The 23170-nt window shown below is 39.4% G+C and carries 10 protein-coding genes; 8 read left to right on the top strand and 2 right to left on the bottom strand.

Annotated elements, in window-relative coordinates:
• Nucleotides 1-475 precede the first annotated feature (475 nt).
• The 4 genes from SanaruYs_RS12395 to SanaruYs_RS12410 all read left to right on the top strand — a co-directional run bounded on the left by SanaruYs_RS12395 (nt 476) and on the right by SanaruYs_RS12410 (nt 7056).
• Entirely contained in the window at nt 476-3613 is a 3138-nt protein-coding gene (locus SanaruYs_RS12395; protein ID WP_127122878.1) for a SusC/RagA family TonB-linked outer membrane protein, read from the top strand.
• 19 nt (nt 3614-3632) lie between these two features.
• On the top strand, nt 3633-5225 hold the full coding sequence (locus tag SanaruYs_RS12400) for a SusD/RagB family nutrient-binding outer membrane lipoprotein (RefSeq protein ID WP_160118653.1): 1593 nt from the start codon (nt 3633-3635) through the stop codon (nt 5223-5225).
• Nucleotides 5226-5251: 26 nt separating this feature from the next.
• On the top strand, nt 5252-6178 hold the full coding sequence (locus tag SanaruYs_RS12405) for a DUF1735 domain-containing protein (RefSeq protein WP_160118654.1): 927 nt from the start codon (nt 5252-5254) through the stop codon (nt 6176-6178).
• Between the two features lie 128 nt (nt 6179-6306).
• A complete protein-coding gene (locus tag SanaruYs_RS12410) occupies nt 6307-7056 on the top strand; it encodes a hypothetical protein (protein ID WP_127122881.1) in 750 nt (249 codons plus the stop codon).
• A gap of 421 nt (nt 7057-7477) precedes the next feature.
• Here SanaruYs_RS12410 and SanaruYs_RS12415 read toward each other — a convergent pair whose 3' ends face one another.
• Nucleotides 7478-10870, bottom strand: a complete 3393-nt coding sequence (locus tag SanaruYs_RS12415; RefSeq protein WP_127123045.1) for a methylmalonyl-CoA mutase family protein — start codon at nt 10868-10870, stop codon at nt 7478-7480.
• A gap of 327 nt (nt 10871-11197) precedes the next feature.
• Between SanaruYs_RS12415 and SanaruYs_RS12420 the strand changes: the two genes are divergently transcribed.
• Together SanaruYs_RS12420 and hrpB are read left to right on the top strand one after the other, a co-directional pair.
• Entirely contained in the window at nt 11198-11791 is a 594-nt protein-coding gene (locus tag SanaruYs_RS12420) for a porin family protein (RefSeq protein ID WP_160118655.1), read from the top strand.
• A gap of 210 nt (nt 11792-12001) precedes the next feature.
• The gene (gene hrpB / locus SanaruYs_RS12425) at nt 12002-14479 is read left to right on the top strand and encodes an ATP-dependent helicase HrpB (protein ID WP_127122883.1); all 2478 of its coding nucleotides are present in this window, start codon (nt 12002-12004) and stop codon (nt 14477-14479) included.
• Between the two features lie 187 nt (nt 14480-14666).
• Here the strand turns inward: hrpB and SanaruYs_RS12430 are convergent, their stop codons facing one another.
• Nucleotides 14667-16946, bottom strand: coding sequence for a patatin-like phospholipase family protein (locus tag SanaruYs_RS12430; RefSeq protein WP_127122884.1), 2280 nt, complete (start codon nt 16944-16946; stop codon nt 14667-14669).
• Nucleotides 16947-17043: 97 nt separating this feature from the next.
• On the opposite strand from SanaruYs_RS12430, the gene SanaruYs_RS12435 reads away from it, so the two are divergent.
• Together SanaruYs_RS12435 and SanaruYs_RS12440 are read left to right on the top strand one after the other, a co-directional pair.
• Nucleotides 17044-20271, top strand: coding sequence for a UvrD-helicase domain-containing protein (locus SanaruYs_RS12435; protein ID WP_127122885.1), 3228 nt, complete (start codon nt 17044-17046; stop codon nt 20269-20271).
• 4 nt (nt 20272-20275) lie between these two features.
• Nucleotides 20276-23167 carry a PD-(D/E)XK nuclease family protein gene (locus SanaruYs_RS12440; protein ID WP_127122886.1) on the top strand — a complete coding sequence of 964 codons (2892 nt, stop codon included), beginning with the start codon at nt 20276-20278 and terminating at the stop codon, nt 23165-23167.
• Nucleotides 23168-23170 lie beyond the last annotated feature (3 nt).

Consider the following 23170-nt stretch of genomic DNA (forward strand, 5'->3'; position numbering starts at 1 on the left):
ACAGAATCGCATTCAGATAAAATAATTGTCTATATCAGGGTGATATTTTCACCGTTGGAAGTAGCCTGTCGTTTATAGTAATCATGCCCTGCAACAGGGCATTTTTTTTGAGCCTTAACCGTGCTTCATATTTTCAGAAGAGGGCTTTTCTGTTAACTATATTTTTAAATAACATCGTGCTTAGGCTTTGTTAGCCGATACTTTGGCATGTCATAGTTATGTTTGGTTAGTTACGTAATTGGCTTGCACCAGTTAAAGAACATAGTGTGAGGTGATTTAACTAGTAATTATTCTTTAACTGCAGATCAGAGCTGCTGGTCTCTGCCTCAGGCTCTGTGCAATAATTTGGTTTTTAGCAGTGTTTGCATTCTAATTAGTCTTATTTGCATTCTATAAAGCTTAAAATTCGATTCTATTTTTTGCACATACTAAATTTTCCTCTTTAGAATTATTTGATAAACCTAAAACCAAATCTATGAGGAGATTTTTACTAGTGTGTATTAGCACTTTTGTGTTAGTAGCAACAGCCTACGCACAAGAGCGAACAGTCTCAGGTAAAGTTACATCTGCGGAAGATGGCAGTGCTTTACCTGGTGTAAATGTAGTCGTTAAAGGAACGACAAATGGCACGGTTACCGATGCTGAAGGTAACTTTAAATTAAGTATCCCAACTACAGGGGCATACTTAGTGTTTTCTTTTATTGGTCTGCAAACAGCTGAGGTAATGGTTGGGGAAAGAGCAGTATTAGATGTTTCTCTTGCACTGGATGTCACCCAACTTTCAGAAGTTGTGGTTACTGCAGGGGGGTTAACTGTTCAAAGACGTGAGTTGGGTAACCAAGCAACAACTGTGAAAGCAACAGACATCACTCAAGGTAAGGCTTCAAATGCGATGGCGGGTCTTTCAGGTAAGGTTCCTGGGCTTTTGATTAGTGCCGTCAGTAGTGGTGTTAATCCGAATTATAGAGTAGTACTACGAGGTCAACGCTCCTTATTAGGTAATAATCAGGCACTTCTAGTGCTGGATAATGTAATCACACCAAGTAGCGTACTTGGAAACCTTAATCCAGAAGATATTGAAGATATCCAGGTGCTTAATGGTGCTGGTGCCGCTGCACTTTATGGATCGGATGCATCAAATGGTGCTTTGATTGTAACAACAAAGCGTGGCAAAGCAGGAAAGACAGAGATCAAGATATCAAGTACAACTACCTTCGAGAATGTAAGTTATTTACCTCAACTTCAGAAAAAGTTTGGCTCCGGAACGACACCAGACTCTCCACCAACTTATACTCCATATGAGAATCAGCAATACGGACCTCGATTTGATGGGGCAATAAGGGATATTGGGAAGCCTATTCAGGATGGATCCATTCAACAAGTTGCCTACTCATCTACCGATGCCAGAACAGATTTTTGGGAAACAGGTTCTCAAAATCAAACTGACTTCAGTATATCATCAGGTGATGATAAGTCAAGTATCTATGCCGCGGCTCAGTATTTTGCCCAGCAATCCACAGTGCCTTGGGATAAATATAAGCGGTACAGTTTCAGAGTAAATACTGATAGAAAGATTGGAGAGGCGGTTAGAGTAGGTATCTCAACCAACTATATTGCTAATGACTATGATATCAGTTCTGCAGCAGGTTTTGCTTATACCAATGTATTAATGTCACCCGCTCAAGTTGATATTACAAAATATAAAGATTGGCAAAATAATCCATTTGCAAATCCAAACGGATATTACAATGAATATTATGACAATCCCTATTTCACTTTAGCGAATAACAGAACAGCAACCAAAAACAGTTATTTTCAAGGTGCCTTAGAGCTTAAATGGAATCCCATTGAGCAACTAACCATTACATCTCGCCTTGGATTGAGTACAAGAAATGTTTTTAGTAAAACAACATCAGGTAAATTCACCTTTTCAGATTACACAAAGTCTATTTCAGGAAGTTCCAAAACGGATATTCCAGGTTCTGTGGTTGATGAAGGATACTTTTCAAATCAGTTAGTTGGAGACCTTTATGCAGAATATAAAGCAAAACTATCTAATACATTTTCCTTAACTCTTGTGAGTGGTGTTCAATCGCGTGAGAACTCATATAAAAGTGTTTACATATCAGCCAACGGCCTTGTTATAAGTGGTGTTTATAACATTAACAATACATTAACTAACCTTGGTGGTGGATCTCTTTTTAATGATGATAATGTCAATTTAAATTCTTCTCAACTAGGGATTTATGGTGACATGCGTTTAGGCTATAAGGATTTTGCCTTCTTACATTTCACGGGTAGAAATGACTGGAGATCAGTTTTGACTAAGGAAAATAGATCTTTCTTTTATCCAGCGGTGGATGCATCATTAATTCTCTCAGAGGCATTGTCTGTTTTAGATAATTCAATTTGGGTAGATGCTCTTAAAGTAAGAGGTGGATATTCACAAGTTGGTCAGGTTAACATTGATGCCTATGGATTGAACACGATCTTCAGCCAAGCTTACGGTTATCCCTATTCTACTGGTGGTGGTTTCTCTTTAGGCAACACATTGGTTTCGCCTGATTTGCAACCCGAAATTACAACTAGTATTGAGGCAGGTTTTGATCTTGATTTATCAAAATATTCCGCAAGTATTGGTATGACGGTTTATAAAAGTAATACAGTTGATCAGACTATTCCTGTTCAGGTTCCAAGTTCAACTGGCTACTCCACCCTGAGAACAAACATTGGAGAGGTTGAGAATAAGGGTATTGAAACGTATATTCGAGCCACGCCTATTACCACTTCATCTGGTTTGAGTGTTTCCGTACAAGCGACCTATACTTTAAACAGAAACAATGTAGTGTCATTGTCAGATCAATCTGACTTAATGATACTTCCTGGAGGAAACACAAGTGCTCAAATTGTGGCAAAAGTTGGATCTCCATTCCCGTTGTTGCAGGTTACAGAATACAAGAGAACACCTGAAGGAAAAATTATTGTAGATCCAATTACTGGATATCCATCAAACGATGGTACTTTTCATGATGTAGGCATTACAACACCTCCTCATATTCTTGGGTTATCAGCAGAAATTAAGTATCGAGGTTTCAGATTGGCTGCTGTTGCCGAATATCGCAACGGTCACTATATCTATAATGCTATCTCAACAGCCTTTGACTTTTCAGGAGCGGGTGTGCGTACTACATGGTATGATCGTGAACGCTTCGTAATTCCAAATTCAGTATATGAAGATTCTGAAAACCCCGGTACATTCATTAATAATACCAACGTTACGACTGCAACAGGTGGGGCTGATTTTTGGACAGATGGATCTCGTAACACAGGTGTTGGCGAAAACTATACTCACTCCGCTGGCTTCTGGAAAATTCGTGAAATTTCCTTAAGATATGATTTCCCGGTTTCATGGTTGTCCCCAACAAAATACATCAAAGCAGTCTCTGTAAGTGTACAGGGAAGAAACCTCTTTATATGGACACCTAAAACTAATCTGTACACTGATCCAGAATTCAGCGCCAATGGTTCAGACAGCAATGCTGTGGGATTTACTAATATTAATCTTACTCCACCTGCACGCTATATTGGCGGCACTCTTTCATTAACGTTTTAATTGATCTGCGATGAAAAAAATGAATATAAAAATTTGGGCAGGAGTCTTTTCAATTCTTTTTGCTGCTTCTTCTTGTGATGACTTTCTTGATATTAATGACAATCCGAATTCTCCGATATCCGCTGATGTACAGCTCGTGTTGCCTCAGGCGATTACAGCTTCAGCGAGTATTGCAAATCAGTTTAATAGTTATGGAGGTCATTTCGGTGGATTTATTGCCAATGCAGGCGGTTTTTCTGGTTTTGGTAATCTATTAAACTACAATTTGCAGCCTACAGATTACAATAATCTTTGGGTTAATACCTATCAAGATCCTTTGGCTGATTTAAATTATGTGATAAGTGAAACAGAAGGAATTGATGAGCTTGCTTTTTACAATGCGGCCGCAAAGATCATGACTGTCGTAAATTATCAGAGACTTGTAGATGCATTCGGTGACATTCCTTATAGTCAATCCCTTAAAGGAGAAGAGGGTATTAATGCCCCGGTGTATGATGATGCTGCATCAATTTATCAGAATCTTTTGGTGAAATTGGATGAGGCAATGGATATTATCGATAACGCGGAATTCCCATTGAGATTAACCAGAGCCTCCGATCCGTTGTTTGGTAGCCGTACAGCAACTGAAAGATCCATTGGTGAGCAAATGTTAGATTGGAAGCGTTACGCCAATACTCTTAAGCTAAGAATTCTAGTACGCTTAGGTGACGCTGGGGGATTTGCAGGACTGGATTTGAACTTTGTTGCATCAGATAATACACCAGCAGGTTCAGCTTTTCTTGAAGATGATGCAGTTGTTAATCCTGGCTATGAGAAGAACAGACCAAATCCGACCTGGGCTACTTGGGGAAGGACAACCGCGGATGCATTAGCGAACTCCTCTAGAGTGCCAACAACATTTAGCTTTTCCTTTTACAATGGAACGAAAATTTCTGATAGTGGAAGAGGAGAGACAATGTTTGTAAATTTCCCAACTACACCTATTAATCAATTGGGCAATGAAGTTGGTAATCCAACTATCGTGGCGGGCCAGGTTACATGGGCTTCAAACCAGGCTGGTCTTGCTGGAACTGGTGTGTTGAAAGGGCCTGGTATGGGCAGACCTCTCATGCTTCTAGCGGAAGCTCGCTTTTTACAGGCAGAGGCTGAACTAAATGGTTTCATTGCTGGTGACTACATAGAAACTTATTATGAGGGTATTACTGCATCTTTTGCTTACTTATATGAAGATGAAAATGGAGGTTTGGTACAAGCACCCGCTCCTTTAGTTACAGCATACACTAACAATAATGCTGGAAACAGATTGGTTGAGATTGAGGCCGCTGCCGATAACACCCAAAGACTTGAAGCAATTATTACGCAGAAGTATATAGCGATGAATATGATAACATCAGATGAAGCATGGAACGAATATCGAAGAACAGGATTTCCCTCTACGGTAGCAGGTGGAGCACCGCCATTTGATATTGCATCAAACAAATCAAATGTGACCAGCAGAGCTGACCGTTTACCAACCCGAATTTTGTATCCGTCATCAGAGCAATCTTTCAATGCGTCAAATTATCGTGTAGTGGATTTTACTTCCGAGAGGATTTTTTGGGATATTAATTAATGGCAATCAGTTTTAATAAAATATTTATGAAAACGAATTTATTTAAAATTTCCGCGGCATTCTTGAGTATACTACTTGCTGGATGTCTGGATGATAATAAGTATGCGCTTGATCCTTCAGGGTCTAATAATATTATCGAATTTTACGACCCCTCAGTGCCATCTAACCCTTCAGGGGCTATCTATCCTGTGTGGACCAATGTTACAGAAATTCAACCAGCCTATGAATTTGAACAGGTGATAAGCTTTTCAGGCCCTAATGGAAATCCAAATGATATCGTGTTAACATTAGCAATCGATCCACTAGCACTGCAAGAATACAACAAGCAGATGGTGGATGAATTGCATGGCGGTATCTATGAAATTATGCCTGATAATTACTTTTCTTTTGATGATTTTACAGTCACCATTCCAAAGGGACAAACAAAGGCCAATATTTCAATTACTGTGCATCCAGATCAATTTGACTTGACAAAGAACTTTGCGCTTCCTTTAAGAATTGTATCAGCTTCGTCTGGTATTTTAAGTGCTCATTTCAGTGTTGCATTACTTGCAGTTGTAGTAAAAAACAAATACGATGGTGTGTATGAGATTATTGAAGGGAATATATTTAGAAATTCGGCCGCTGGCCCAGATCCGGTACTAGGAGGCGATTATGATGATGGCTTGACAATGGATCTTGAAACTATTAATGGAAACACCAATGGCTTTGCACCTTTATGGAAAGATGGAAGCGGAGTTGGAGGGGTTCCTGCAACAAAGCTATCCGTTGATGAGGGGACAAATGAAGTTACTGTAACAAGCGGAAATGCCTCAATGAAGAATACTGCAGGTGCAATAAATAGCTATGATCCGATTGAAAAAATTTTCACGTTAAATTTTGATTGGGGAGCGGCACCTAACAATAGGATAATTTCCAACTTGAAATTAAAATATGTTGGGCCACGTCCATAATATTTATGTAACTCTTTTGGAAGGGGACATTCTTTATTGGCTTCCCAATTAAGATTATATAAGCAGTGAGACAATCAAATTGTCTTACTGCTTAGTTTAAATTAAAGTAACCTTTAACTTATGCAACAATGAAAAAAAATAAACTTTTAAATAGACTTCTACTCACGCTCGCACTACCAATTGTCATTATGAGTAGTTGTGATGATGAAGATGGAGCAGCGGGATACTCAACGGATTTTGCTGCAATTGGATCTTCTTACTATGAGGCAGATGGCACAGGCATAGTGACCATCGCATTTAGAAATGCCAACCCTTCTTTTGTGGAAGGTGTTGAATTTGAACTTGGTGGAACTGCCGTTGAAGGAGAGGATTATGAATTTATAGGTGTTACTGCGGAGGGTGTTCAATTAAGAATCCTCGATGATAATAAATTTGAACCAAATGAGACAATTAGAGTACAAATGAGCTCAACAGGAAACAATATTCATATCGTTACAATCGCAAGTAATTGCGAAGATACCGAGGACCCATATTTGGAGTATTTTCAAGGTGACTGGAATGCAACAGAGTTTTATTGTGGCTTGGGTGTTACTACAGGTAGTTGTGATTATGGACCTTACGTAATACATCTACTTCAGGATTCAGAGGATCCAACGCGTTTTACGTTCGATAATTTGTATGATAGTGGTTGTGATGCGTATATGATATTTGATGTTGCCGAAGGCACAGTGTACTTCCCCAATCAGGCACCTTGTGATAGCGATTTAACGAATTCCTCAGGAACTTTTACAATTGACGAATGCAATGATGCAACCACACTTACCATTAATCTTAACTTTGATGGTGGAGACTGGATTTATTATTTTCAGAAGTTATAAATAACTTCCTTTTTAACAAAAAACCCTTTAGTATACCTAAAGGGTTTTTTGTTGATGAAATGCATAGCGAATAACTTGAAGGGAAAAGCCTTTTATTTAGGGTATGGACTAAATAGCCATTAGCCCGATGGCGAGGTTTTCATCTTCAGGTGAACTCTGAAGGAATTGGTTTAGTAATTCCCCATTTATAGATGAGACACAATAAACAATTCACCCTAGAGAATTTGTTGCAATACAAGTTAAACTCATTAAAGTATGGTGAAAAATGAGTTGTAAACCCAGTGAGTAGCGATTGGCTTGTACTAAAATAAGCTTGCTTCGCTTAATGCTTTAGACATTTTACCTTGCACTTGATTAATTCAAGCCTAAAAAACACCACTCTTTATACCTTCAAAACATATGTAGGGTTTTTCAGAAAACCCTACATATTCCTCCTATACTGTCCCCCAACTTCAAACAAAGCTTTTGTTATCTGTCCAAGCGAGCAAACTTTACAAGCTTCCATCAATCCTTCAAAGATATTTTTGTTCTGTACAGCTGATTCCTGGATTTCGTTCAATAATATATTTGCTTTCTCCCCATGGAATTGATGCAGAATATTTAACATCTTAATCTGATATTCCTTCTCTTCTGTGGTGGCACGGATTACTTCTTGCGGAATAGTGGTAGGTGAACCTTTACTGCTCAGAAAAGTATTTACACCAATTATAGGGAATTCACCCGTATGCTTAAGTGTCTCGTAATACAAACTCTCCTCTTGAATTTTACCACGTTGGTACATAGTCTCCATTGCACCTAATACTCCACCTCGCTCTGTAATACGATCAAACTCAGTTAACACGGCTTCTTCAACAAGATCAGTAAGCTCTTCAATGATGAACGAACCTTGTAAAGGATTTTCATTTTTAGCTAAGCCTAATTCTTTATTAATAATAAGCTGTATGGCCATGGCCCTGCGCACACTTTCTTCTGTTGGTGTAGTAATGGCCTCATCATAGGCATTGGTGTGTAACGAATTACAATTGTCGTAAATCGCGTACAGCGCTTGTAAAGTTGTGCGGATATCGTTGAAGTCAATCTCCTGCGCGTGTAATGAACGACCGGAAGTTTGAATATGGTATTTCAACATCTGACTGCGAGCATCAGCGCCATATTTATTCTTCATGGCTTTTGCCCATAACCTCCTGGCTACACGACCAATTACTGCGTACTCAGGATCAATACCATTGCTGAAGAAGAAAGAAAGGTTTGGTGCGAAAGCATTAATATCCATACCACGACTTAAGTAATACTCTACATAAGTAAAGCCGTTGGCCAGTGTGAAAGCTAATTGTGTAATCGGATTAGCACCAGCTTCTGCAATGTGGTAACCGGAAATAGAAACAGAGTAGAAATTACGAACATTCTTATCAATAAAATACTGCTGTACATCTCCCATTAAGCGTAGCGCAAATTCAGTAGAGAATATACAAGTGTTCTGCGCCTGGTCTTCTTTTAAAATATCAGCCTGCACTGTGCCACGTACTTGCGTAAGTGTCTCTGCTTTTATTTTTTCGTATACTTCTTTAGGCAACACCTGATCGCCAGTAACTCCCAATAACATTAATCCTAAACCATCATTTCCTTTTGGTAAGGCACCCTGATAACTCGGACGTTCTGTTCCTTTTACTTTATAGATATTTTCAATTTTTTCTTTTACCTCTTTCTCTAACCCATTCTGTTTAATGTAAATCTCACATTGCTGATCAATAGCAGCATTCATGAAATAACCTAGTAACATTGGAGCAGGACCATTAATGGTCATGGATACTGAAGTCTTTGGATCTGCTAAGTTGAAGCCACTGTATAATTTTTTGGCATCATCTAAGCAACAAATACTTACACCTGAGTTACCAATCTTTCCATAAATATCTGGTCTGTAGTCAGGGTCGTTGCCATAGAGTGTAACAGAGTCAAAAGCAGTCGACAAACGTTTGGCTGGCATCGAGGCACTTACATAATGGAAACGTCTATTGGTTCTTTCGGGGCCGCCTTCACCGGCAAACATACGGGTAGGGTCTTCGCCTTCGCGCTTGAATGGATAAATGCCTGCTGTATAGGGAAACTCACCTGGAACATTTTCCTGTAAAGTCCATTTTAGTAAATCGCCCCAGCTTGAATATTTTGGTAAAGCAATTTTAGGAATTTGTTGATGCGATAATGATTCGCTATGTGTTTGAATGCCAATTTCTTTATCGCGCACTTTAAACTTGAATACTGGCTCTTTATATTTTTTAATAACGTTAGGCCATTCTTCAATTAGCTTCCAGTTTTTAGGATCGAGATTTAATTTGATACGATCAAACTCTGCTTGCAAAACTTTGATAATGGCATCGTCAACGTTGGAAAGCGTGTGCAGGGTCTTGTTGATGGCATATAATTTTTCGGCCACTTCCGCCTGCTCATTCACCCATTGATCGTACTTGCGATTGTTTTCAGAAATTTCGCTAAGATAGCGTGTGCGGTGCGGAGGGATTACAAAAATCTTCTCCGACATTTCGCGTGTGATAGCAAAAGTAGAAGTAAGCGTAGCACCAGTTTTCTCAGCTACTTTATCAATAATGTGCTTATAAAGTTGGTTGGTTCCCGGATCATTGAACTGAGAAGCGATGGTTCCGAATACGGGCATGTCTTCAGGCTTTTTATCCCATAGCTGGTGGTTGCGTTGATATTGTTTTTTTACATCGCGCAAAGCATCTAAGGCACCACGTTTGTCAAATTTGTTTAAGGCAATCACATCGGCAAAATCGAGCATGTCAATTTTTTCGAGCTGTGTGGCAGCACCATACTCTGGTGTCATTACATACAACGACACATCGCTGTGATCTAAAATCTCTGTATCGCTTTGTCCTATGCCTGATGTTTCTAAAATAATAAGATCGAAGCCAGCAGCTTTCAGCACTTGAATAGCCTCTTTTACATAAGCTGATAAAGCGAGGTTGCTCTGGCGTGTGGCCAATGAGCGCATGTACACACGTGAATTGTTAATGGCATTCATGCGAATACGATCGCCCAACAAGGCACCACCTGTTTTACGTTTCGAAGGATCGACAGAAATCAAGCCAATTTTTTTGCCTGCCCCGTTTTTCTCGGGGTCTTGAAAATCTACTAAGAACCTGCGCACCAATTCATCTACCATAGATGATTTACCTGCCCCACCTGTTCCGGTGATACCGAGTACCGGTGCTTTTGAGTTAGCGGCTTTCTTATTAATTTCTTCGAATGCTTTTTTGTGGTCATCAAAGTAGTTCTCAGCTGCTGAAATATATTGAGCGATCAATACATGATTGTCAACTGTCAATTCTCCTTTGTCAATTATTTTGCCGGTTGGATAATCGCTTTGCTTCACCAGATCATTAATCATACCCTGCAAACCCATCGATCGTCCATCATCAGGTGAGTAGATGCGTGTGATGCCATAATCCATCAACTCTTTAATTTCATCGGGTAGAATTACACCACCACCACCACCAAATATTTTGATATGACCCGCACCTTTTTCTTTCAGCAAGTCGTACATGTATTTAAAGTACTCATTGTGTCCACCCTGATAGCTGGTCATCGCAATGGCTTGTGCATCTTCCTGAATGGCAGTGTTCACTACTTCCTCTACACTGCGATCGTGCCCCAAATGAATTACCTCTACTCCAGTGGTTTGAATAATCCTACGCATGATGTTAATAGCAGCATCGTGTCCATCAAAAAGACTTGCAGCGGTTACAATACGCACTTTATTTACAGGCTTGTAGGGTTCTGGGGCGCTATGTCCTGCCATGCTTTGTTTTTTGTCGGCCTTTGGAGGATTAATGGTTGCAGTACTCATGAAATATCAATTTTAAAGGTCAAAAATACGGATTAGGTCAGGATTAAGCTAACAATGGTTAGGGGGCTTATTTGGGTATTTTATGGTCGATGTCGTTTAGTTGAGCTTCCATATTCATCCTCTCCTCTGGAGAGGATTGGAGGTGAGGCTATAAAAAAGGCTTAACTAAACGACATTGTATTTTACAGCCTGATTTTGCGGTTTACCGATGATTTCCATGTTAATGAAGACTAAACCTCAAAAATGGCCGTATATATATTAAACCAAACATTCTTATACATGAGAAAATTGAATTTGATTGCGATTGTTGGCTTAGTATTTATTGGAACTTCTGCCTTTGCTCAGGAAGCTGCTTTTGGTTTAAAGGGAGGTCTAAACTTAAGTGAAATAAAAATTGATGATCCTGAAGCGAGCTATAATTCAAAGACAGGTTACCATGCTGGTATTTTTGTAAGAAGTAAATTTAATAAAGTAGCCATTCAGCCTGAGTTACTTTTATATACTCAGCGCGGTGATTTCTCCGGACCGGGTTACTCAGGAAACGAAGACTTCACTTATCTAACCATACCTCTGATGGTAAAGTTTTACCCTGTGATGGGACTTAATTTTCAGGTAGGGCCGCAGTTTGGTTTCTTGTTGGATGGTGAACGTACTACAAACGCTTTAGGCACTACTATCAAGCGAGATATCAAAGATCAATATGAATCAAATGATTTCGCGGTTTCTGCAGGTGCTGGTTATGATTTTCCTTTTGGTTTAAGTCTCGATGCGCGTTATAACATTGGTGTGAAGGATATTAATAATGCTGCCAATGGAGACGAGGCTAAAAGCAGGGTGTTTTTGATTTCAATCGGCTGGAATTTTCTCAATTAAAACTAGGGGTTAAAAGAAGCTCACTCAGATTCATTGGGCTATTGAAAAGTAACGGGAAAGCACGAGGTTGATACGGGGGTAAAAAACGCTTTCCAGACTTGAATAGCTTCTTCACTTAAACACGAAAAGTGGATGACAGCGCTAAACTGTAATGAATTTTGTGTGGCTTCTTTTTCTTTTAATTAAAGTAGTTGTTTCTTCGCAGCAATCATGAACTATCCGGTTGCTGATATTATTCCTGCTTTGCGCGAAAAACTACAATCTGATAAGATTGTGATCTTACAAGCGCCTCCTGGTGCGGGTAAATCAACCGTTGTACCGATTGAGTTATTAGATGAGGATTGGCTTGCAGCACAAAAAATAATCATGCTTGAGCCACGAAGACTGGCTGCAAAATCAGTGGCGCAGCGTATGGCCTCTATGCAGCAACAAGACGTGGGGGAGAAGATTGGTTATCGCGTTCGCTTCGATACTAAAGTAAGTCAGCAAACAAAACTGGAAGTAGTAACAGAAGGGATTTTAACCCGGATGATTCAAAGTGATAATGCTTTGGAAGGTGTTGGGCTAGTAATATTTGATGAATTTCATGAACGTAGTTTGCAAGCCGACTTGGCACTTGCTTTATGCTTGCAAGTGCAAAATGTGTTAAGACCCGATTTGCGAATTTTAATTATGTCTGCAACGCTGGATGCAGAAGGTTTAAAAAAAGTATTGGGTAATGAAGTGCCTGTGCTGACCAGCGAGGGAAAACAGTTTCCTATTAAAACACAATACCTTGTACAAAAAGAAGAGGAGTGGTTAAATAAGCGCGTAGTTTCTGCCATTCGAAAAGTAATTGACGAAGAGGAAGGAGATGTATTGGTGTTTCTTCCCGGGGCTGGAGAGATTCAGCGTGTTGCAGATGATTTAGAGCAATTAAACTTAAATATTCGGCTGCACACTTTGTATGCAGATTTGCCATACAAGCAGCAAGAAGAAGCACTCTTACCAAATCGTGAGAGCATCAGAAAAATTGTGTTGTCAACTTCGATAGCCGAAACCTCTTTAACTATCGAAGGTGTTAAGGTGGTGATTGATTGTGGTTATGCACGCGTGCCACGTTTTGATATCCGAAGTGGTTTAACACGATTGGAAACTATACGTATAACAAAAGATTCAGCAGATCAACGAAGAGGAAGAGCCGGGCGTTTGGGGCCGGGTGTATGTTACAGACTGTGGGCTGAAAACCTGGCACTGGTACCGCAGCGTAAACCTGAAATACTTGAAGCAGATTTATCATCACTTGCATTAGAGTTGATGCAATGGGGCATTAAGGAGATTGATGAATTAACATGGATCACTTCTCCACCTGTTGGCGCATGGAGTCAGGCTAAAGAATTATTGCAGCAGCTTGGAGCTATCGATAACAATATAATTACGCAACAAGGCAAACAAATGTTGTCCTTGCCAACACACCCACGCATTGCTCATATGTTGACAATCATTCCAAAGAATAAAGCGATGCTTTCTTTGGTTTGTGATCTGGCAGCTGTATTGGAAGAACGAGATCCTTTACAAAAAGAATCAGGTGTAGACGTGGCTCTACGTGTCGAAGCACTTCAAAAATTCAGAAAAGGAGGTCGCTATTTTGCTGATAGAAATATTATTACACGCATAGAAAAACTATCAGCACAATGGCGCAAGGCTTTAAAAGCAGAAGCGTATAATGAAGATAATCTGAATCATCATTTAGGAGAGTTATTGTTGTCTGCCTATCCGGAGCGCTTAGCTCAACAGTTAGAAAAACATGGCGAGCGATACAAGATGGCCAACGGCCGCGTGGTAAAATTACCTGCCAATGATCCTTTGATGCGCGAGGCCTGGTTGTGTACTGCTCAGGTAGATGCAGGACAGAAAGAAGGTAAAATATTTTTAGCCGCAGCGGTGGATGAAAAATCGCTGAAACCATTGGCAAAGGAACAAGAAGTGGCTATTTGGGATGATGAACGAGAAATGGTGGCAGCCTTTACAACATGGCGAATTGGTAATGTTGTCATCGATAAAAAACCAGCAGCAAAACCTTCAACAGAACAAACCCAGCAAATTCTAATAGAAACTATTCAGGCAAAGGGTTTGAAATATTTGGGTTTTGATGAAATCCATGAGCAATGGCAATCGCGGGTTTTATGTTTACAACAATGGAGAGAGAAAGAAGGGTGGCCGAACGTATCAGAGCAAGCTTTGTTAGAAAAATTACCTGAATGGCTTACTCCGTACTTAAATAACATTTACAAAAAATCAGATTTACTAAAGCTTGATTTACTGATGATGCTTCAAAGCATATTGCCGTGGGAATTATCAAACCGCTTAAGTGAGTTGGCGCCTGCTAAACTATCAGTTCCAAGTGGCTCAGATATTAAACTCCAATATTTTGCTGATGGTCGCCCACCAGTGATGGAAGTCCGTCTACAAGAAATGTTCGGCTTACTTGAAACACCTACTGTAAATGAAGGAAGAAGTAAAATAATGTTGCATCTACTTTCTCCCGGTTATAAACCCGTGCAGGTCACCCAGGATTTAAAAAGCTTTTGGCAGAACACCTATCACGAAGTAAGAAAAGAATTAAGAATGCGCTACCCAAGGCACCATTGGCCGGAAGATCCCTGGACAGCCGAGGCAGTGAGAGGCGTGAAAAGGCACAAGGGATAGAGGTTCGAGGCAGGAGTTTCGAAGTTCGAAGCTGGATGATCGAAACTGGCTGTTCGTTGTTAGAAAATAAGAAAAAAGAAAGATTATTGTTTACGTCTTGTATAAAATTTGTTTTTAGCTTCATATTTAAATTGAAAAAAATATTTTCCAACAACCAACAACCAACAACCAACAACCAACAACCAACTTACCTCAGCAACTCCCTCAATTTCAATATCTCATCTTTATTCTTTCGTGTGTTTATATTTTCTATTAGTCCTATTTTTTCACGCATAGTTAGTCGCCAGCTGAGTGAGGCGCGGGCATTCGTTTGCCGCAGACTATCCATTTCATTTAATATATCTACATAAGTTTCTGCCTGATACTCAACATCAATACGATCGATGGGTTGCCTAAACCAGGTTTTGGTATAACCAAAAAGATTGTCGCTCGTGATATCCTGAAAATTTTCAAAGTTATTATAAACACTACTAATAGGTTGCGAGAAACTATCAAGAATAGTTTGGCCAACTTTTTCCTTTATGCTGCTAACCTTAGGCGAATCTCTGATAGATACAATTACAACACCTGATGTATTTTCTTCAATCCATCCATGAAAAGCATATAGAAAACGCATAGCATCACTCAATCCAAAATTGTCAGATATACCTGCGTCCATCATTTCAATCGGTGGTTCTGTAGGAAGTGTTGTTGTGGGTGTGATGTAAGGGAAAGTAGCACTCATCCTTAGTGCAGATAAGAAACGCAAACTATCACCTTGTTGATTTTTAAACAAAGTCATAAAATCAACACCACTAATCTTAGTGTTATTATAATTGTCATAGTTCAGTAAATCGCTGTTCATATAAGCTACAGGAAGTGCGCTGATGTAGATTTTTCTTCCATCATTTACCACGGTTGGCGTTAAAATGAGCATTGGGATTGTGGCATTCAATTCATATGGAAGATAAGCTTTGACTGGTTTGTCCATGAGCTTTTCTGTAATCTGGTTTAACTGATCTTCAAAAGTATAAGCCCTGTCTCTTGTATACTCTATGCCTGCATATTCAAATTTGTTAAAGCCTACAAATAAATCATTGGCCAGCAAACTAAAAATGAGTGGGTTTAGGTTGTCAGTTGAAATTTTTTGTCTGTGTATGGCATTGTAAGGATTGATTTTTTCCTCAAGCTTCTCTCTTAATTTTAATTCTCTGAAATAACTAGCACCAATCAACCCACCCGAAGCACCAGTAATAAGCATGGTGTGATTAAAAAAAGCACCGTTGGTTAAGCTGTCGGCAGTCTGTAATGCATTTAGTGACCAGAGCGCTGCTCGCTTACCACCACCGCTTACACAGACAAAAACCATTTTTGGTTTTTTGTCAGCCGGAAACTTATTGCGCCAGTTTTGTAAGGCTTGTAATGTTAACTGCTGATCAGCTTTTATGTGTGTACTGTCGTTTAATAATCGAAGGTTCTCAATATTATATGGCGCAGCTTCTTTTTTGTAATCCAAACCAAATGCCTGGTATTTTTTATTGAAAAAGCCAGCACCAGTTAGTTCATTAATGAAAAGAAAAATGACCAATCCTGCTGAAAGTGACCAGCCGCCAAACCAATAAGAGAAGGCTCCGGTTATCATCATCAGTATAGTAAGTAATATCATAAAACTTGCACCTACCGGTAACTGAAAGGCAGCGAAGTCTTTAAAAATGCCTAAGATGAGTACAAAAACAAAAATGAAAAGCTGGATAATAATGAGGTTGAAATGATTTTGATCAAAAACCTGAAGAACAGTTGCCTTATCATAAAACGCAGTATCATCTGTCTTTTTAAAACGACCATCATAGTCCAAATAATTATCAACACGCACTTGCTTTTTTCTTGCGATGTCAAGTTTCTTAAGTGCACTGGCTCTGGTCACTTGCACATTGGATTTTATCTTTTCATCAATGCGACAGACTACATATTTAAAAATGTCTTTATTGGTGAACCAGAAGTAAACGGCAAAAAGTAAGGTCATTACAATAAAGCCTACTATAAAACCACTAATGTTAATGAATACCTGATGAGGTGTGGAGTACTGATTATTCAGCTGAAACCGGATCATCTCATATAAATAGAGTACCAGAAAGATGACAGGAAGTAGGCTATTATTCAGTGAAAATTTAGTGAAAGGTTTTGGTAAGGCACCGATAAAAGAAAAGCGATGACCATCCGTAATATAGCAGGTAATATGAAAAGCTGTGGTAAGACCCGCGGTGGTAATGCCGACAATAAAAAAACTTGTAAAGTTTACTTTGTTAAGGTACTCTGGATCTAAAAATAAATAAGGTATACCCATGTAACGCCCGATGTTTCCGGTAATCATCGCAACTAATATTATCCAGAAAAGAAGTAAAAAATGATTACGCTTTAAGTTGTTGAGCAACAACTGTATGGGGAAAGAATAAAAGAAAGCAGATAGGGTTCGATTAATAAAACTCATAGACTATATCAATTTATGGATTTTAAACAGAATCCAAAGCGCTATAATAGCAAATTGTGTCAGTATTTGTCGTTGAAAATACTTTTCTTGCCTTTACATGCGCGACAAGCTCTTTACGATTTACCGCTCATCAGCTGGTTCGGGTAAAACCCGCACGTTGGCTAAGGCTTACTTAAGTCTGGCGTTGCGATTTCGTGCCGATTATTACAAACATATACTGGCGGTAACCTTTACCAATAAGGCTACGCAGGAAATGAAAACCCGCATTTTGCAATATCTGAATGCCTATGCCCTTGGCAAAAATGATTCATTGGCTTTGGAATTAATGCAAGAGTTAAACCTTGACCCGCTCACTTTTAAAGAACGAACCAATGAATTGCGTGCCGATATTCTCCATAACTACTCGCAGTTTTCAATCAGTACCATTGATGCCTTTTTTCAAAAGGTAATCCGAGCCTTTACACGCGAAGCAGGACTTTCGGGTGACTACAGGTTGGAGATTGACCAGGAGCAGGTGACGGTAGAGGTAATCAATAAACTTATTGATGAACTGGGTAGCAACGAACAATTGACGAAGTGGTTGATTGAATTTGCCAAAGATAATTTAGAAAACGATAGACCCTGGGATGTTCGCAGCAACCTGTTGGATTTCGCCAGAGAAATTTTTAAGGAAGAGTTCAGAGAGATTGAGGATGAGTTACTTCGCACAACGGCAGCGCCTGATTTTTTTAAAAATCTGCGGACCTTGCTAAGAAAGAAAACGCATAGCTTTACCGCAACGGTTAATAAGTTTAGCAATCAGGCTATTTCCATTATTCGAGAAAATGGTTGGGATAAATCAGATTTCAAATATGGAAACTCGGGTGTATTTGCCTGGTTTATCAAAATTGAAAGGTTTAATAGTGTTACTGAGTTCGATGAAAAGGCAGCTGGTCCTAGAATTAGAAAAGACTGCCAAGACGCTAAAAACTGGCCCTCAAAAGATTCAGTATATGCAAAATCAATTTTTGACAAAGCTGAAAGTACACTTATACCCATTCTAAATTCCTTACTTGATTTTCGCGATAAGCATTATCGGGAGGCTTTGTCCGCAGAAGTTGTGTTAGCGAATTTTTATGCTTTTGGTTTACTCGCTGATCTCTCTCGAAAGCTGCGTGAGTACAAGGAGGAGAACAACATGATGTTGCTCGCTGATGCACCCAAATTTTTGCAAGGCATTATTCAGGATAGTGACACACCCTTTATCTACGAAAAAGTGGGTTCGTTTTACAAAAACTATCTAATCGATGAGTTTCAGGATACTTCACGTATGCAGTGGAGTAACTTCAAGCCTCTTCTTATTAATAGTCTGGATCAAGGTTACCCGGCCATGGTGGTTGGTGATGTTAAGCAATCTATTTACCGTTGGCGTGGAGGCGACTTACAGTTACTACAACAAGATGTTGAACAGCATATTGGATCTGAACGCGTAAAGGTAAAAGAACTTTCCAGTAACTATAGAAGTGCTCCAATTATTGTCAATTTCAATAATAATTTTTTTAAGGCCATAGCCGAATATGCCAAAGCAGAAACGGGCGAAGCGCTATTGTCAGAAACCTATCGGGATGTGGCCCAGTTGACATCAAAAAATGATGTCGGATATGTAAAGACGCAGTTCATCAGAAAACCTGAGGACGATACTACCTGGAAACAGGAAGCCTTGATGGCTTTGGTGAAACAAATTGAAGATTTGCAAGATCTCAGTGTGCCGCTTCGTGACATGGCTTTACTAGTTAGAAATAACAGAGAAGGAGTAGAGGTTGCTGAGTTTTTGATGAACTATAAAAATACGACTGATAAAAATACCTATCGCTATGATGTCATATCCAGCGAATCGCTGCGATTGGATGCTGTGCCAACGGTATCGGTATTGGTAAGTGCTTTACAGTTTCTGATTAATTCAGAGGATAGTATTGCCAGGGCACAACTGAGTTACGATTATGCCAGGTTACACCAAGAGAACATTGACCTTCACAACGTATTCTCTATTGGTGATAAATCAGTCTTTCTGAAAAAGCTTCCTGTCGCCTTTACCAAAGAGATGACACGACTGAAGAAAATGCCTTTGTTCGAGGTTACTGAAATGCTCATCAAAATTTTTGATTTAGGCAGATTTAAAGGTGAACTGGTTTACCTGCATACTTTTCAAAACCTGGTGTTGGAATTTTATACACAGGAACGAAACGACATAAGATCTTTTTTAGAATGGTGGGAAGACAATAAGGAGAAAAAATCCATTCAGGTTTCCGGTGATGTGGATGCCATGCAAATCTACACTATACATAAATCGAAAGGCTTGCAGTTTAAATATGTGTTCATTCCTTTTTGCTCATGGGATATCGATCACAAAAGCATGATGGCACCAACCTTATGGGCGCATTATGAAATTGATGATAAAAGTATTGTTGTTCCAGTAAAGTACGCTTCCAAACTTGAGGACACTGTTTTTGCAGATGCTTACAGAGAGGAGCGGACGAGATCTTATTTGGATAATTTGAATCTTCTGTATGTAGCTTTTACAAGAGCCGAGAAAGCACTGATTATTTTCGCTCCTGAACCGAAGGGTGCGAAAGAAAAAACAGTAGCTGCACTTTTATTCAAAGCGTTATCTGTTGATGATACTTTATCTAAGTATTGGGACGAAGGATCTTTGCTCTGGATTGAAGGTACTCTGGAAAAGTCTTATGAAAGTGTTGCTCCTAAGGATGATCATATTCTCTCACTGGAAAGTTATGAGGTAAGTGCTTGGCGTCAGCGACTTTCTTTACGTCTTTCATCTGAATCACCCTTTAAGACAGATAAGTTCATAGATGAAGCGAGCAGAAAGAAAGGCGTGTTGATGCATACTTTATTCGCACAGATTAAGTATAAGTCTGAAGCTGAACAGGTTTTTAATCAGGCTTTACAGCGTGGCTTAATAAATAGGGTAGAACAGGCTGCTATCTCAAATCAGTTTTATAGATTATTAGAGAATCAACAAATAGCAGCCTGGTTTGAAGAAGGCTGGGAGGTAAAAACAGAAGCACCTATTTTAATTCCAAATAGCCGTGATGTACGCATTGATCGTATCATGATAAAAGATGATCAGGCCATTGTAATTGATTACAAAACAGGCGAACCCAGAGAAGAGGATAAGGAACAGGTGCATACGTATATGCGTATTTTATTCAGCATGAATTTTATTAAAGTAGAGGGCTTTGTGCTGTATTTAAACACGGGTGAGGTAACTCCGGTAAAAGCTGAAACATCAAAGAAGGGACAAAATCAATTGGGTTTAGGGATATAAAAAAATGAAAACTTTTTTACAAGACTTGGCTGAACATGTACAGGCACATCACAAAGTGCTTGATAAGGTTACGCTTGTCTTTCCTAACCGAAGAGCTATTCTCTATTTCCGAAAACACCTGACGACTTTATTGCAACAACCAGGCTTTGCACCTGAGATGTTGACCATCGAGGAATTTATAGCGCGCTTCTCTCCTTATCAGGTTCCTGATAAATTGAAACTGATCAAGGAATTGCATCTTGTGTATAGCGCTGTGATGCGTGAACATAATGGGGCAGGAGAGGATAAGCTTCAATCCTTTAGTGATTTCTATTTCTGGGGAGAAATGTTACTTCGTGATTTTGAGGAGGTAGACAAGTATATGGTGGAGGCTTCTCAGCTTTTTGTGGACCTGAGTAACCAGAAAGAGATTGAAACCATTTTTGAATTTTTAAGTGAAGAGCAGGTTAACTTCTTAAAAGAGTTTTGGGGAAATTTTGATGAACATCCTTCAGCCAATAAAGAACAGTTTTTGCGCATATGGAGATCGTTAGAATCGGTTTATACTAATTTTTCAGAACAACTCTTAAACCAGGGCTTCGCCTACCAGGGTCTGGTACACCGCAAAGTGGCTGAGGCTTTCATGCGCAACGAGGAATCTGAAGTATCGGATAAAGTAAAAGAAAGAGAACTGATCTTTGCCGGCTTTAATGCGCTTACGCTTGCTGAGGAGAAAGTACTCACACATTTTGTAGAGCACTTTAATGCAAAAGTTTTCTGGGATGCAGATACTTACTATGTTAATAATAATGCCCAGGAGGCTGGCACTTTTTTCAGAGAATACAAAAAGCACGGTGTACTGGGTAAAACATTTCCGGATCAGTTTCATGCAGGTATTCAGGAGAAGATTACCAATAAAACAACAATACAGGTTATCGGTGCCGCGCAACCCATTGGCCAGGTAAAAGTAATGGCACAGTTGCTTAATGAGAATTTACAAAATGGCTGGAAAGCAGAAGAAACCCTCATTGTATTGCCAGATGAAAAAATGCTCTTGCCAGTATTGAACAGTATACCGGAAGAAGCGGGTAAGTTGAATATTACTATGGGCTTTCCTTTATCTAGTTCGCCCATGTATAATTTTGTTGAACTACTTTTTGATTTGCAACTCAGTTTGGAAGTAGAAGCATTTCACTTTCGTCCGGTGATGGCACTATTACAGCATCCTTATCTGCTGGCAATTACTAATGATCAAACCAATACATTCAGAAAAACTTTAATAAAGGATAATCTTGTTGCTATTCCGGTTGAACGGCTTATAGATCTACCGCCAATCTGTAAACAGATTTTTGTAGAAGTTGATGCGAATAATATCCTGACTTACTTTCAGCAAATTATAGAAGCTGTTGGGTCTAATGCTGCCATCAATGATCTCGATAAAGAATATGCTTTTCATTACTATTCTTTTATCAATCGTCTGCAATTGATTATTGAAGATAATATAATCGATCAGGTGAACCGAAAGAAAGAATTGAAATCCTTTCAGCGGTTATTTGCACAATTGGTAAGAGCCGAACGCATTCCGTTTGCTGGCGAGCCTTTGGAGGGGTTGCAGATTATGGGTGTACTGGAAACACGTAATCTTGATTATAAGCATGTGATGATCCTATCACTCAACGAAGGTTCTTTGCCTTCAGGAAGCAGTAAGGGTTCCTACATTCCGCATAATGTAAGAAGGGCATACGGATTACCCACAGCGGCACACCAGGATGCCATGTATGCTTATCTTTTTTACAGGGCCATACAAAGAGCTGAGTCTGTCAATCTTTTTTATAATACTGAAACGGATGTATTAGGTCAGGGAGAAATGAGTCGTTACCTGCAACAACTTATTTTTGAATCGGGACTTACCATACAAGAGCAGGTCTTACACAATACCATTCAACCTAAACCCTGGCAGGAAATTCTCATTCATAAGAATGAAGAAATCATACAGCAGCTAATAAAGCTCACTATGCCTCAGGGTAAACGCATGGGATTGTCGCCCTCTGCTTTAAATGCTTATATCGAATGTCAATTGCGGTTTTACTTTCGATATGTAGCAGGTATTAAAGTAGCCGATGAGATTGAAGAGGATTTGGACAATAGGGTGTTGGGAGATTTTCTGCATAAAGTGGTAGAACGTTTTTATGTGCGCTTGCAGCAAAAGAAAAAATCAACCATCGTTGAAGCGAAGGACTTTGAAAAGTATGAAGTTGAACTCTTAACCATTATTGACGATGTTTTCAGAGAAGCCTATAGTCTAAGCAATAAAAGGGAAGTTGTGTATAAAGGTCAGCGACTGGTAGTTCGTGAAATAGTTAAGCGCTTTGCCGAAAGGATTTTAGAATTAGACAAAACCTATGCACCTTTTCACATAGAAGCTTTAGAGCGCGAAGGTCTTGTGTATACTGCACAGATTGATCATGCACCACACTCGATTAACATTACAGGTATTATCGACAGAATTGATAGAAAAGAAGATGTAGTGCGGATTGTCGATTATAAGACAGGTCGTGATGAATTGACTTTTAATACCATTGAAAGTTTATTCGACAGAGAAGGCAAACGTAATAAGGCTGCCTTCCAAACTTTATTGTACGCACTGTTGTACACAGAGTCGTTACCAGAAGGAAATTCAGTAAAAGTGGTCCCCGGATTAATCAATCGCAAAAACTTATTCGACAGATCATTTCAATTTGGCTTACACATGCAAAAAGAACTTGTGCAAAATGCACAGCCCCTGATGCCTGATTTTAAGAACCACTTGAAGGGAATGTTGAACGAGCTTTTTGACCCCGCTATCTCTTTTGAGCAGACCAAGAACCTGAATAATTGCAATTATTGCGATTACAAATCCTTATGCTACCGGAAATAAAAA

Source organism: Chryseotalea sanaruensis (assembly GCF_003990915.1).
Lineage (GTDB): Bacteria > Bacteroidota > Bacteroidia > Cytophagales > Cyclobacteriaceae > Chryseotalea > Chryseotalea sanaruensis.